Source organism: Deinococcus taeanensis (assembly GCF_020229735.1).
Lineage (GTDB): Bacteria > Deinococcota > Deinococci > Deinococcales > Deinococcaceae > Deinococcus > Deinococcus taeanensis.
Genome location: NZ_CP083455.1, coordinates 2,139,017 through 2,152,154 on the forward strand (window position 1 = coordinate 2,139,017; position 13,138 = coordinate 2,152,154).

General features: G+C 69.7%; 15 protein-coding genes. 5 read left to right on the top strand and 10 right to left on the bottom strand.

The genetic code is table 11. The features are described from left to right. Positions 1 to 5 precede the first annotated feature (5 nt). Positions 6 to 476 carry a hypothetical protein gene (locus tag LAJ19_RS10285; RefSeq protein WP_225475667.1) on the bottom strand — a complete coding sequence of 157 codons (471 nt, stop codon included), beginning with the start codon at positions 474 to 476 and terminating at the stop codon, positions 6 to 8. A gap of 96 nt (positions 477 to 572) precedes the next feature. Here LAJ19_RS10285 and LAJ19_RS10290 point away from each other — a divergent pair, with 96 nt between their 5' ends. Together LAJ19_RS10290 and LAJ19_RS10295 are read left to right on the top strand one after the other, a co-directional pair. Beyond that, a complete protein-coding gene (locus LAJ19_RS10290) occupies positions 573 to 1,235 on the top strand; it encodes a hypothetical protein (protein ID WP_225475668.1) in 663 nt (220 codons plus the stop codon). Positions 1,236 to 1,530: 295 nt separating this feature from the next. Further along, positions 1,531 to 2,091, top strand: a complete 561-nt coding sequence (locus LAJ19_RS10295) for a CAP domain-containing protein (RefSeq protein WP_225475669.1) — start codon at positions 1,531 to 1,533, stop codon at positions 2,089 to 2,091. Between the two features lie 45 nt (positions 2,092 to 2,136). Here the strand turns inward: LAJ19_RS10295 and msrB are convergent, their stop codons facing one another. Genes msrB through LAJ19_RS10325 form a run of 6 tightly spaced genes read right to left on the bottom strand, consistent with a single transcriptional unit; the run spans position 2,137 to position 7,460 of the window. Next, positions 2,137 to 2,589, bottom strand: a complete 453-nt coding sequence (gene msrB, locus LAJ19_RS10300; protein WP_225475670.1) for a peptide-methionine (R)-S-oxide reductase MsrB — start codon at positions 2,587 to 2,589, stop codon at positions 2,137 to 2,139. A 56-nt stretch (positions 2,590 to 2,645) separates the two neighbouring features. After that, positions 2,646 to 4,208: an acyl-CoA carboxylase subunit beta gene (locus tag LAJ19_RS10305; RefSeq protein ID WP_225475671.1), complete on the bottom strand. Its 1,563-nt coding sequence runs from the start codon at positions 4,206 to 4,208 to the stop codon at positions 2,646 to 2,648. A 58-nt stretch (positions 4,209 to 4,266) separates the two neighbouring features. Beyond that, positions 4,267 to 5,001: a metallophosphoesterase family protein gene (locus LAJ19_RS10310; RefSeq protein WP_225475672.1), complete on the bottom strand. Its 735-nt coding sequence runs from the start codon at positions 4,999 to 5,001 to the stop codon at positions 4,267 to 4,269. Between the two features lie 43 nt (positions 5,002 to 5,044). After that, on the bottom strand, positions 5,045 to 5,314 hold the full coding sequence (locus LAJ19_RS10315; protein WP_225475673.1) for a hypothetical protein: 270 nt from the start codon (positions 5,312 to 5,314) through the stop codon (positions 5,045 to 5,047). 41 nt (positions 5,315 to 5,355) lie between these two features. Then, positions 5,356 to 5,835 carry a flavin reductase family protein gene (locus LAJ19_RS10320; RefSeq protein ID WP_225475674.1) on the bottom strand — a complete coding sequence of 160 codons (480 nt, stop codon included), beginning with the start codon at positions 5,833 to 5,835 and terminating at the stop codon, positions 5,356 to 5,358. 41 nt (positions 5,836 to 5,876) lie between these two features. Continuing rightward, the gene (locus LAJ19_RS10325; RefSeq protein WP_225475675.1) at positions 5,877 to 7,460 is read right to left on the bottom strand and encodes a glycoside hydrolase family 10-like protein; all 1,584 of its coding nucleotides are present in this window, start codon (positions 7,458 to 7,460) and stop codon (positions 5,877 to 5,879) included. Positions 7,461 to 7,577: 117 nt separating this feature from the next. Here LAJ19_RS10325 and gnd point away from each other — a divergent pair, with 117 nt between their 5' ends. The 3 genes from gnd to LAJ19_RS10340 all read left to right on the top strand — a co-directional run bounded on the left by gnd (position 7,578) and on the right by LAJ19_RS10340 (position 10,798). Beyond that, positions 7,578 to 9,044 (top strand): decarboxylating NADP(+)-dependent phosphogluconate dehydrogenase, encoded by a 1,467-nt coding sequence (gene gnd, locus LAJ19_RS10330; protein WP_225475676.1) that lies wholly within the window; start codon positions 7,578 to 7,580, stop codon positions 9,042 to 9,044. A 113-nt stretch (positions 9,045 to 9,157) separates the two neighbouring features. Further along, entirely contained in the window at positions 9,158 to 9,457 is a 300-nt protein-coding gene (gene rpoZ, locus LAJ19_RS10335) for a DNA-directed RNA polymerase subunit omega (protein WP_225475677.1), read from the top strand. Positions 9,458 to 9,541: 84 nt separating this feature from the next. Then, positions 9,542 to 10,798, top strand: a complete 1,257-nt coding sequence (locus tag LAJ19_RS10340; protein ID WP_225475678.1) for a cation:proton antiporter — start codon at positions 9,542 to 9,544, stop codon at positions 10,796 to 10,798. A gap of 63 nt (positions 10,799 to 10,861) precedes the next feature. On the opposite strand, the gene LAJ19_RS10345 is transcribed toward LAJ19_RS10340, so the two are convergent. From LAJ19_RS10345 to LAJ19_RS10355, 3 genes are all read right to left on the bottom strand, one after another. Beyond that, entirely contained in the window at positions 10,862 to 11,428 is a 567-nt protein-coding gene (locus LAJ19_RS10345; protein ID WP_225475679.1) for a peptidylprolyl isomerase, read from the bottom strand. 48 nt (positions 11,429 to 11,476) lie between these two features. Further along, positions 11,477 to 12,058 (bottom strand): xanthine phosphoribosyltransferase, encoded by a 582-nt coding sequence (gene xpt, locus LAJ19_RS10350; protein WP_225475680.1) that lies wholly within the window; start codon positions 12,056 to 12,058, stop codon positions 11,477 to 11,479. 140 nt (positions 12,059 to 12,198) lie between these two features. Beyond that, positions 12,199 to 13,134, bottom strand: a complete 936-nt coding sequence (locus tag LAJ19_RS10355) for a DUF8754 domain-containing protein (protein ID WP_225475681.1) — start codon at positions 13,132 to 13,134, stop codon at positions 12,199 to 12,201. Positions 13,135 to 13,138 lie beyond the last annotated feature (4 nt).

Sequence of the window (13,138 nt, forward strand, 5' to 3'; positions counted from 1 at the left end):
CCGCTTCAGCGGGGCGGCTCCGTCCGTGTGGGGCTCAGGGCGCGGTGAACGGTTCCGGCCGCCAGGCCACCCAGGGTGTACCAGAGCGTGGTCAGGACCAGCGTACGGGGCCGCTCGCCGGGCTGGTGGCCCAGACCGAGGCGGGGGGGTAGCAGCGCGCCGCCGAGGCCGGCGGCAAAGCCCAAGGCAGTGCCGTTCAGCGGAGCGCGGCGCGGACCGCCCAAACCGGTCAGGGCGTAGTACAGGGTGTTGGAGAGCAGGTCGGCGGCCATGGTCGTGAAGTACAGGGCGCGGCCGCGCGGCACAGGCAGGTGCGCGGCGCGCAGGGTGGCGCTCAGGGCGCGTTCCCCGATGACGTCCATGCGGGGGGCGTGGGGCAGGGCGCGGCGCACACCTTCGTTCAGCAGGGTGACGGTCAGGGCGCCGCTGAAGCTGCCGAGCAGCAGCGCGCGGGAGCGGGGGGGGTGCTGGGTCATGCCTGTATGGCAGCACGTGCGGGGCCGGCGCGCATGTGGGAGACCGGACAGGACGTTAAGGGTTGCCTGCGGCGCAGGTGCCGTAGCCTTGGGGGGATGCTGCCGTCCGTCCTGGCTGACCTGCTGACCTTTCACGCGCCGCTCTCGACCGTGCACAGGGAACAGGGGGGCGCAGTGACCCTGCTCACGCCGGGCGTGAACGTGCTGGCCCTGAACGTCACATGCCTGCCGGCTGACCTCAGCGGGGTGGATCTGGACGCGGTTCTTGACTGGCATGAGCGCCAGGGGGTGCCGCCCCTGGTCGCGACGGCCGGGCCCCTCACGCTGCTGCCGGGGCGTGAGGTGGCGCGCGTGGAGGTGGGGCCGCTCCCGCCTGAGCCGGGCAACGGGGAGGTGCTGGTCGAGCAGGTGTCGCGGCTGCACCTGGGGGTCTGGGCGGAGGTGCTCACGCAGACGCACGGCACGCCGGAGTGGTCTACCTCCGTGGGGCGGCACCTGGCCGCGAGGCTGGAAGAGGAGCGCTCGTTCGTGCCGCTGGTCGCGTACCGCGCTGAGGAGGCCGTGGGGGCACTGCTGTGGCAGCCTCGCCGCCCGGGTGGCGCAGCGCACCTGTGGGGCGCGGCGGACAGGGCGGTCCGGGCGGCGCTGCTGTCTGCCGCGGCCGACCTGGGCGGGCCGTTGCGCGTGACCCTCCCGGTTGAGGAGAGTCACCCTGCGGCTTTCGGTGAAGGGGTTCACTACACGCTGCTCGCCAGGTGAGGTTCCCGGCGGTTCCGGCAGCCACGCGTGGGGACGTAACGAGGGAGGCAGCAGTCATACAGGGGCAGGCACTGCAGTTTCTGTTGCCTTGGACAGCCACGGTGCTTCTCTGAGACAGAAGGTCGCCCGGCCCTGGGTTCCCATGCTGTCTCAGGCTTGACTGACCGCATGGCTTCTCTCCTCCGTTTCGCCGTGACCAGCCTGCTCCTCCCGCTGGCCGCCTGCGGCAGCACTCCCGGCGCACCTCAGCACCCGGCCACACCACTTACGCTGGAGGGCCCAGCTGAACGTCACTGTGAACGGTCAGCCGGCCCAGCCTGGGCAGCTGCAATGGACGACCAGTCAGGCCGCTGTGGTGACCGCCCCGGCAGACGATCTGGTGACAGGGGTGGGGGCAGGCCCGGCGAAGCTGCGGGCAGCGCTGGTGAGTACCCCCAGCATCTTCCTTGAGTTTCCCGTCACTGTTACGGCGTCTGCTCCTGCACTGGCGCCTGCTGCGCCTCCTTCCTTCGTGCAGATGAACGCCGCGCCCGCCCTAGCCCTGAACAGCCTGCTGTCTCAGGCGGCGCAGGGCCACGCGGCCGATATGGCTGCCCGGAACTTCTTCAGCTCCACCAGCCAGGATGGCCGTACCTTCGCGCATCGAGGCAGCTGGGGCCACGCTGTATCACGCGCTGGGGAGAACATGGCCGCCGGACGGCTGACCGCGCAGGAGGTTGTGGGCAGCTGGCTGAAGAGGCCCGGTCACTGCGCGAACATCATGAATGCCTCTTTCCGCGAGTTGGGCGTCGGGTACACCTTCAGGGCCGGCAGCACGTACCGGCCCGCCTCGGTGCAGGGTTTCGGCACCTGCTGACTGACAGCCCACGGAAACGGGGTGGCCCCTTCCTGCCGGGGGCTGTTACTGGAACAGCGTGCGGTACTGCCCGTACCCCTGCGCTTCCAGTTCGCTGAGCGGCACGAAGCGCAGCGCGGCGGAGTTGATGCAGTAGCGCAGGCCGCCGTGTTCGCGTGGCCCGTCGGGGAACACGTGCCCCAGGTGCGAGTCCGCCTGGGCGGAACGGACCTCGGTGCGGGCGTACCCGATTCTGTAGTCGGTGTTCTCCGTGAGGGTCACGTCCGGGATGGGCCGCGTGAAGCTGGGCCAGCCGCACCCGGCGTCGTACTTGTCGAGGCTGGAGAACAGCGGCTCGCCGCTCACGACGTCCACGTAGATGCCGTCCCCGGTGTGATCCCAGTACTCGCCGGTGAAGGCCCGCTCGGTGCCCTCGTGCTGCGTGACCTGGTACTGCGCGGGGGTCAGGCGCTCACGCAGCTCGGCGTCGGAGGGTTTCACGAACTTCGGTTCGGTCATGCCTGGAGTGTAGGCGCGGGGGTCAGCCGGAACGGTAAGCGGGGAGCGTTTCGGGCTCAGAGGGGGATGTTGCCGTGCTTCTTGTAGGGCCGGACCTCTTCTTTGTCGCGGAGCATCTCGAACGTCTGGATCAGGACGCGGCGGGTGTCCTCCATGGGGATCACGTCGTCGATGTACCCCTTGCTGGCGGCCACGTAGGGGTTGTCGAAGGCGTCTTTGTACTCGGCGATCTTCTGCGCGCGGGTCGCTTCAGGGTTCTCACTGCCGGCAATCTCGCGGCGGTACACGATGTTCGCGGCGCCCTCGGCGCCCATGACGGCCACAGCAGCGGTGGGCCAGGCGTACACGACGTCGGCGCCCATGTCGCGGCTGTTCATGGCGAGGTACGCGCCGCCGTAACTCTTGCGGGTGATCAGCGTGACCTTGGGCACGGTGGCCTCGGCGTAGGCGTAGAGCATCTTCGCGCCGTGCCGGATGATCCCCGCGTGTTCCTGCGCCACGCCCGGCAGGAACCCCGTGACGTCCACCAGGGTCAGGATCGGGATGTTGTAGCAGTCGCAGGTGCGGATGAAGCGCGCGGCCTTGTCGGAGGCGTCGATGTTCAGGGTGCCGGCCATCACGCGCGGGTTGTTTGCCACGATGCCCACCGATTCGCCGTTCAGGCGCGCGAAGCCCACGATGATGTTCCTCGCCCAGCCGGGCTGTATTTCCAGGAACGTGCCGTCGTCCACGAGTTCGTGAATGACGTCGTGCATGGCGTACGGTTTACGCTGGTCGGGCGTGACGATCTCCAGCAGGCGTTCGTTCGTGCGCGTGACGGGGTCGCTGGTGGGGTGGGCGGGGGCTTTCTCGTGCGCGTTCTGCGGCAGGTATCCCAGCAGGTCCCGCACGCCCCTGAGGACGGCTTCGTCGCCGTCGTACTCCAGGTGCGCGACGCCGCTCTTGCGCGTGTGAACGTCCGCGCCGCCCAGCTGGTCGAAGGTGACGTCCTCACGCGTGACGGACTTGATGACTTCGGGACCGGTGATGAACATGTAGCTGCTGCCCTCGCTCATCAGGATGAAGTCCGTCAGGGCCGGGGAGTACACGGCGCCGCCCGCGCAGGGGCCCAGAATGGCGCTGATCTGCGGCACGGCGCCGGAGTAGATGGCGTTGCGGTAGAAGATCTCGCCGTAGCCGCTGAGGCTGTCCACGCCTTCCTGAATGCGGGCGCCGGCGCTGTCGTTCAGGCCGATGACGGGGCAGCCGGTCTTCGCGGCGAGGTCCATGATCTTCGTGACCTTCGCGGCGTTCATCTTGCCCAGGGAGCCGCCCAGCACGGTGAAGTCCTGGCTGAAGACGAACACCTGCCGGCCGTCGATGGTGCCGCGCCCGGTCACGACGCCTTCCCCGGGGGCGTCCACGCCCTGCATGAGCCGCCCGCCGCGGTGCTCGACGAAGGTGCCCATCTCCAGGAAGCTGCCGGGGTCCAGCAGCGCCTCGATGCGTTCACGCGCCGTGAGTTTCCCGCCGGCCTTCTGCTTTTTCAGGCGTTCCGGGCCGCCGCCCTGCTCGACCCGGGTGCGGCGTTGTTCCATCGCCGCGATCAGTTCCTGTAACTCCACGCCCGCTTGTGTCATGGCGCTCATGCTACCCAAACGGGCGTTAGGGCCGGGCGTGACCGGCGGGGGGACAGGCTTACTCGCCGGTGCGGGCGCGGCGTTTCTGGTACGCCCCGGTCAGGAGTTCAGCGATGTATTCACGCGTGAACGGCATCCCGCTCTCCTCGGCCGCGCGAATTTCGTCGTCACGGTCGTAGGTGAGGCGCACGTAGGTGGCAGTGTGCGACGGGCCGTGCGGGTCGAACTCCAGGATCAGGTAGCACGGCAGCGTGGAGTCCAGCGGGTTGCCCACGCTGCCGCAGTTGATCAGGGGCCGGCCCTCGACGTCGAGCAGCAGCGCCTCGTGCATGTCCGCGTACACCAGCGCGTCGGCGTGCGCCCTGAGCCCGAACTGCGGGTTCGGCGCGAACGCCTCCAGCTGGTCGTGCAGGCTGCTGTGCGGGTACAGGCGGTGAAACAGACCGCGGCTGCTGGCGTGCACGAAGCGCCACCACGCGCCGCTGAACTGCTCCTCGATGCCGTAGGGCAGCGCGGCCAGGTACTGAAGCTGCTCCGGGCTGAGTTTGCTGCGCGGCCAGAGATCCTGCGGGCGGTGCGTGGCGCCGGCCACCCGGGCGTCCCAGTTGCCCTGAATGACGCGGGTGGCGTGCGCCTGCGTCCAGTCGAGGACCTCACGGGGGCGGGGACCCTTGCCGACCAGATCGCCCAGCACCCAGATCTCCGTCAGGCCGCGCCGCTTCAGGTCTTCGTGGACCGCCAGGGTGGCCGCCAGATTGGCGTGCAGGTCCGCGAGAATGGCGAGGCGAATCATGCCACGGAGTGTAGCCCAGGCCCAGCCCGCTCCCTGGTGGGTTTCAGGAGGTGGGGGTCAGGGCGCGGATCATGGCGTACGTGATCAGCGCGGCGGCGCCCAGGCCTGCCAGCTGAAACCACGCGGGGGCGCGGCCGCCGCCCGCGTGGTTCGCGGCAGTCCACGCGACGCGCAGGTTGACCAGGGCCAGCACCAGCAGCGCGGCGTCCAGGGCGTCCACCGTGCCGGCGCCCACGCGCAGCGGGTAGGTGACCAGGAATGTCAGACCCACCAGGGCCACGGCAATCAGCAGTTGCAGGGCAAAGGGCGGCACCCGTTCAGTATGGGCCGCCCCACGCCCGTGCCCCCCCCGCCTCAGCCGAGTTCGTGATACTGCCCGCGGAAGTACAGCAGCGGGTCGTCGTCGGTGTAGCGGCTGTACTCCACGAAACCCAGGAACAGCGTGTGATCCCCGGCAGGAATGACCTGATGCTTGCGGCACACGAGCTGCGCGACGCTCCCGCCGATCAGCGGCAGACCCTCATGGTCGAACCAGGTCACGAGGTCCTCCGGGCCGGGCCGGCCGGCGAAATGGTCACTCAGGTGCCGCTGCGTGGCGGACAGGACGTTCACGCCGAAGTGCGTCACGTCGTCACCGCACAGCAGGGCGTGCATCTGGGCGCGTTCATCCACGCTCACCAGGATCAGGGGTGGCTGGAGGCTCACGGACACGAAGGCGCTGGCGGTCATGCCGCGCCGCTCCTGGCCGCTGCGGGCGGTGATGATGGTCACGCCACTCGCGAAGCGGCCCAGCGTCTGACGGAATTCCTGCGGGGAGAGGCCGGTGTCGGTCATGCGGGGAGTGTACCGTTCACGCCCGGGCGGGGGTCGGCCGCTCAGGGACGGGCGGGGGGCAGGCTGGGAACGGGCTGCACGTCGCGCACCAGCAGGTCCGGCAGGCGCACCACGCCGCGTTCCGGCACGGTGTCCAGCCAGCGCTGGCCGCTGACGCGGATTTCGGTGGGCCCGGCGGGCAGCGCTGCGAACCCGTAGTAGCCCAGGGCGTCCGTCTGCCCCTGGGCGACCACGCGGCCGGCCTGGAGGGCCTGCACGGCGCGACCGCCGGGGGTGGCCGTGCCGGTGACGCGGCCCAGCAGGCCGCGCGTGGTGGGGGGCGTGTCTGTCCAGGGCTGCGTGCCGGCCAGGGGCGCGCCGGGGCCGGTCAGGGCGGCCTGCACGGCCTGCAGGCCGGCGGGCGTGGCCTGCCGCTGACCGTACACATCGGCGGTGGGGGTGCGGTAGGAGTACCCCACCCAGCCGAGGCCGGCCTGCAGGGCGCGGGTGGCCTGGGCGGCCGTCACCTGCGGCGCGTTCAGGTACATGGCGGTGCCGGCGGCCAGCGCGGCCTGCTGCCCGTCAGCGCGGGTGCGGACGCTGCGCGCGAAGGTGTTCCAGTGGTCGAACCAGTCGCCCTGCGGCGTGATGGTGTCACGCTTGTAGTTCATCAGGACGTTCAGGTCCAGCAGGCCGGTCTGCATCCAGGTGGGCCAGTCCTGAAGCACATCGGCGTAGGTCCGGGACCGGCGAAAGGCGCTCAGGTCGGTAGGCCCGTCGTTGTACGTGATGGTCGCGGCGCTGATCCAGGCGTCGGGGCGCAGCGCCTTGACCTCCAGCGTGATGCGCCGCACGAGGTTCGTGATCTGCTCGCGTTTCCACGCCTGCCAGGCGGGGTCGGTGGGGGCGGGCGTGCCGGCGCGGCCGGTTTCGGCGCGGTAGCGGGCCAGCACCTTGGGGTCGTAGCCCCAGGCGCCGCCGTCCGGGTAGCGGATCCGGTCGAGTTGCAGGCCGTCCACGGGGTAGTTCCGCACGAGACTCACGGCGGCGCGGGTCATGTAGTCGGCGGCGTCGGGAATGCCGGCGTCCAGCCACGCGTCGCGGCCCTCCTGCCAGGTGCCGTCGGGCCGGCGGGCCAGCCAGGAGTTGCGTCCGGCCGTGGGGCCGTGGGCGCGCATCAGGTGGTCGGGACTGGTGTTGGGCGCGGCGGTGTTCGCCACGCCGGTCACACTGAGCCAGGCGATGACGCGCATGCCGCGCGCGTGGGCCTGCGTGGTGATGGCCGCCAGTGGATCGAAGCCCACGGCGAGGTCCTTGTCGGTCACGGCGGGCACGCTGGCCTTCAGGCACAGGCAGTCGGCGCGCCGGATGGCCTGCACGAACAGGGTGTTCACGCCGAGCCGCGCGGCGTCCTCTACCGTCTGCTGCACCTGCGCGGGGGTTTTCAGGCCCGGTCCGAAGGCGTCGACCCACAGGCCACGCAGGGTGGCTCCGGGCGCCGCGGTGGTGGCTGGGGCGGGGGTCGTCACCGGGGCCGGCGCGGGGGTGGCGGCGGGCTGTTGGGGCCGGGCGGGGCTTTCGGCGTGGGTGGGGCCGCCCAGCAGGGTCAGCAGCAGGGCGGCGCGGCGCAGGTTCGGGCGGGACATGATCGTGACGGGCAGGCTAGCGCACGGCGCCTGATCGCGGGTGAGGGGGCGAGCGGTGAGCGTGTTGTGCGGACATGCAGCCGCGGCACGCTTTTGTGTACGCCCTACACTTTTGGCATGACTTCAGACGCAGCGGCGCAGGCAGACATCGGCGTGATCGGACTGGCAGTGATGGGCGAGAACCTGATTCTGAACATGGCCAGCCGCGGCTTCACGGTCGCGGCCTTCAACCGCACCGTCAGCAAGGTCACCGCCTTCACCGGGGGGCGCGCCGTGGGCCGCACCATTGTGGGGGCCGGCAGCCTGGAGGACCTCGTGGCGCTGCTGAAACCGCCGCGGCGCGTGATGCTGATGGTCAAGGCCGGCGCGGCCGTCGATGAGTTCATCACGCTGCTCACGCCGCTCCTGGCGCCGGGCGACATCATCATCGACGGCGGCAACAGCCACCCCGCGGACTCCACGCGCCGCACCCGCGCGCTGGCCGAACAGGGACTGCTGTTCATCGGAACCGGCGTGTCCGGCGGGGAGGAAGGCGCCCTGACCGGCCCCAGCATCATGCCGGGCGGGAACGTGCAGGCCTGGCCTGCGGTGCAGCCGATCTTCCAGGCCATTGCCGCGAAGGTGGACGGCGGCGCGCCCTGCTGCGAGTGGGTGGGGCCTGAAGGTGCGGGGCACTTCGTGAAGATGGTGCACAACGGCATTGAGTACGCCGACATGCAGATGATTGCCGAGAGCTACCAGCTGCTGCGCGCCGCGGGCCTCAGCGCCCCCGAGGCCGGCGCGGTGTTTGCCCGCTGGAACGAAGGGGAACTGCACAGCTACCTGATCGAGATCACCGCCGACATCCTGAGCAAGGTGGATGACGTGACCGGCCAGCCGCTCGTGGACGTGATCCTGGACGCCGCCGGGCAGAAGGGCACCGGCAAGTGGACCTCGGTGGCCGCGCTGGACGCCGGAAGTCCCGCCGCGACCATCACCGAGGCGGTGTACGCCCGCGCCATGAGCGCCCTGAAGGCCGAGCGCGTGGCAGCCAGCGCCGTGCTCAGCGGCCCGGCCTTCGCGGCGCCCGCTGACCGGGAGGCGTTTGTGGAACAGGTCCGCCAGGCGCTGTACGCCAGCAAAATCGCCGCCTACGCGCAGGGCTTCCAGCTGCTGCACCTCAGCGCGCAGGACGCCGGGTGGACGCTGGATTACGGGCAGATCGCGCAGATGTGGCGCGGCGGCTGCATCATCCGCGCGGCCTTCCTGGACCGCATCAAGGACGCCTACGACGCCCAGCCGGCCCTGGCGAACCTGCTGATCGCCCCGTACTTCCGGGACGCCGTACACGGCGCGCAGGGCGCGTGGCGGGAAACCGTTGCCGCGGCGGTGCGCGGCGGCGTGCCTGTCCCGGCCTTCAGCAGCGCCCTGGCGTACTTCGATGCCTACCGTTCGGCGGCGCTGCCTGCCAACCTGCTGCAGGCGCAGCGTGACTACTTCGGGGCGCACACGTATGAACGCACCGACCGGCCGCGCGGCGAGTTCTTCCATACCAACTGGACCGGGCGCGGCGGAAACACCGCCAGCACCACGTACACCGCCTGAGCGGTCCCCGGTTCCCGCGGCAAGTGTGCCGGCAGGACTTGGCCGGAGCGCACCCCGTGAGCTAGAATGGGGGGCTGACGCCAGGACAGGTGGCGTACCAGGGAGGTTGCAACATGGCAGAACGAGACATTGACAAGCTGCTGTCACTGACGGACAGCAAGTACCGCCTGAGCGTGGTCACCGCCAAACGCGCACTTCAGCTGCGCAGCGGAGCGCCAAGCGTGCTGCCGGTCGAGCAGCGCGTCCGCACCCGCAATCTGGTCACGCAGGCGATGCGTGAACTGGCGACCGGGAAACTCACGGTGGGCACCAACATGATCGACGAGCAGCGGTTCCAGCAGGATTACGTGCGCCAGCGTCAGGCCCAGCTGCAGGCTCAGCTGAACGCCGAACGTGAACGCGAACGCGACTGACCTCCGCTTCTGCCCTGCGCGCCCCGGACCTGGGGCGTTTTTTCATGACCCGGCCCATTTCCGGCCGGACGCTATGGTGAAATCATGCTGAGTGCTTTTGCCGTTCTGCTGTGCGTCACGGCGCTGCTGGCCTACCTGAACGAACGATTCGTGCATTTCCCCACGACGGTGGGCGTGACGCTCGCCGGCGCCCTGGCGAGCGTCATCCTGATCGCGCTGGACGCCCTGGGCCTGCCGGGCCTGCGCGGCTGGGCGGCCGGGGTGCTGGAGACACTGGACTTCACGAACTTCGTGCTGAACGGCATTCTCAGCGTCCTGCTGTTTGCCGGGGCACTGAGCCTGGACACCCGGCAGATGCTGCGCCAGCGCCGCAGCATCCTCACCCTGGCGTTCCTGAGCACCCTGATCAGCACCGCCCTGATCGGCTTCGCCGCGTACGGCGTGTTCACGCTCGTGGGCCTGCCCGTGCCGCTCATGTGGGCGCTGCTGTTCGGGGCGCTGATCAGCCCCACTGACCCTGTGGCCGTGCTGGACCTCCTGAAGCGCGCGCGGGTGCCGGCCAGGATCGAAACGCTGATCGCCGGGGAGAGTCTGTTCAACGACGGTGTGGGCGTCGTGATCTTCCTCGCGCTTGCGAGCGCCGCCGGCATCGGCACCCACGGTGACGGCGCCGTCAGCGCCGCGAGCGTGCTGACCCTCTTTGCGCGTGAAGCCCTGGGGGGCCTGGCGTTCGGGGCGCTGCTGGCCGGAGTGGGTTTCGCGATGCTGCGCAGCATCGAGCAGCACGCGGTGGAGGTTCTGATCACCCTGGCGATGGTGGTGGGCGGGTACGTGGCCGCCGCGGCGCTGGGCGTCAGCGGCCCGCTGGCGATGGTGGTGGCGGGCCTGATGATCTCCCTGTGGCGCGACCGGGCCTTCGGCCAGAAGACCCGCGAGCATATCGAGGCGTTCTGGGAGACCGTGGATCAGGTGCTGAACATCGTGCTGTTCGCGTTTATTGGCCTGGACGTGCTCCTGACCGAAACGACCGGCGCGCAGATTCTGGCCAGCGTCCTGCTGATCGGCGTGGCCCTGATCGCCCGCTGGGTCAGTGTGGCCCTGCCGTTCACGCTGGTGCGCGCCCGTGACGGGTACGGGGCGTTCACCGTGCGGCTCCTCACCTGGGGTGGCCTGCGCGGCGGCATCGCCATCAGTCTCGCGCTGGGCCTGCCGGACAGCCCGTACCGGACGCCCCTCGTGACGGCCACGTACGCGGTGGTGCTGTTCACGATTGCCGTGCAGGGGCTCACGATCATGCCGCTCGTGCACCGCGCCGCGGGCGCCATCCCCGAAGAATCCTGAGCGCATGACAGGGCAGAGGGCGGACAGGGCACAGTGCCCCGGCCGCCCTCTGCCCCGTGAAAATTACTTCTCGACGAGGTACGCCTGCTCGATCACGTCGGCGGTGCCGGGGCGGCCCGGCTCGATGCGGGTCAGGCGGTCAAGGACGTCCTGACCTTCCACGACCTTCCCGAACACCGTGTGCCGCCCGTCCAGGTGCGGGGTGTCCACGAAGGTGATGAAGAACTGGCTGCCGTTGGTGTTCGGGCCGCGGTTCGCCATGCTGAGGATGCCCTTGCCGCGGTGGCGGCGATCGTTGGGTTCATCCTCGAAGTCGTAGCCGGGACCGCCCGCGCCGGTGCCGGTGGGATCGCCGGCCTGCGCCATGAAGCCCTCGATCACGCGGTGAAACTTGATGCCGTCGTAGTAGTGGTGGCGCAGCAGGTACGCAAACGAGTTCACAGTCACGGGGGCGTCGTCCGCGAACAGTTCCACGACGAGGCGGCCCTTGCTGGTCTCCAGCACCGCGCGGTACTGCTTGCCGGGCTCGATGCCGTCGCCGAGGTCAGGCGCCTGCGTGAAGCGCGTCTGGCGCTCGGCGCTGAGTTCCGGGCTGGGGGTGAAGCCGTCCTGCTGGTAAAGGTCACTCATGCGGGGCATTGTACCTCCACCCCGCCCCGCCGCTCCTTCCGTCTGCGTTCAGTGTCCGGCTTCCACCACGATGCCCTCGGCCTCACTCATCCGCACGATGTTCGCCAGCGTGTGAATCGGCACGTTCAGGTCCGCGAGTTTCTCCCGCCCCGACTCGAACTGCTTTTCCACCACGCAGCCGATCCCGAGCAGCTGCGCGCCGCTCTGCGCGATCATGCCGGCCAGGGCGCGCAGCGTGCCGCCCGACGCCAGGAAGTCATCGATAACCACCACGCGGTCCCCGGCGCCCAGGAATTCGCTGCTCACGAACAGGTCCACCACGCCCCCTTTGGTGCGGCTCACCGACTGCGCCGTGAAGATGGGTTCTTTCATGGTGACCGGCCGTTTCTTGCGGGCGTACACCATCGGGACGCCCAGGGTGATCGCGGTCGCGATGGCGGGCGCAATCCCACTGACCTCGATGGTGACGATCTTGGTGGGGGTGTGCGGCGCGAAGTGCCGCGCGAAGGTCTCCCCCATTTCACGCGTCAGGTGCGGAAGAAGCTGATGGTTGATGAGCCCGTCCACCTTGAGAATACCGCCAGGAAGAATCTCTCCCTGCTGCCGGATGGCGTCCACGAGTGCCTGCATGCCCCGGAGTGTACCCGTCAGGCGCCCAGCCCCCGGCCCGCGCGTCTGGACGGCCGCGCAGGGCGCGGCCTGAAGAACCGGCAGGCAGAGCGCTGGGTTCCGGCGGCGCCGCGCGCCTTGAGGCCGCGCGCAGCCCTCCCCTACAGGTCGTTGACCTCCGGTTTGAAACCGACCTGACGGATGAACTCCAGGTACTCGGGGCCGCTCAGCGCCTCGCGTTTGCCGCTCAGGGCGACAAACATCGCTTCCAGGACGTTCGTGGCGAAGTTCCGGCTGCCCATGCGGGGCGTGGTGGTGATCAGGCGCTGAACGCCGCGCGCCTTCATCCACTCGCGGTCGGCGGCGGTAATGGTCTGGGTGAGGATCGTTTTGCCGCGCAGGTCCTGCGGCGCGTAGCGTTTGGCGTAGTGGGTGTCGCCGGCAATCACGTCCGCCCAGGCGTAGTACTTCGTGCCGCTGCCCTGCACGCTGCTCTCCTGCTTGGCGCCGGTCGGGTAGAACCAGTCCTGGGGGAGCAGCGTGATGACCGGCAGCACGAGTTTCGCCACGCGGCGCAGCGCGGCGATGCTGCGCAGCGGCCGGTCAATGTTCAGGCCGAACACGACGTCGCCGTACACCACGTCCGCGTGGTGCTGCGCGAGCGCCTCGGCCATGCCGAAGCGGTCCACGGCGGACACCATCAGGACCTTCTGGGTGCGCCAGTTCAGCACCTGGTCAAGCTGCGCGATCGCGTCGCGTTCCAGGGTGTTCTTCAGGCCGCTGCCGTCCAGCACGGGCGTGATCTTGGCGTTCGCAACCAGCTGGCGCACGTTGCGGAAGGTGTAGCGTTTGTCGTCCGCGATGACGTACAGGTCCGCGCCGCCCAGCCCGAACGCGTCCACGCGGCCGTCGAGGGTCTGGTACAGCGCGGCCATGCGGCGGGCGTCGCCGTCGGTGCCGATGCGTTCAATCACGAACGGCTGCCCGAGCACGGTGACGGTCTCACGGGCGTTGCGGGCGCTGCTGCCCAGGCTGATGCTGACCACGTGTTTGTGCCCGGCCGGCGCCGGCTGCCAGCCCTGTAGGGGATCGGTCATGGGG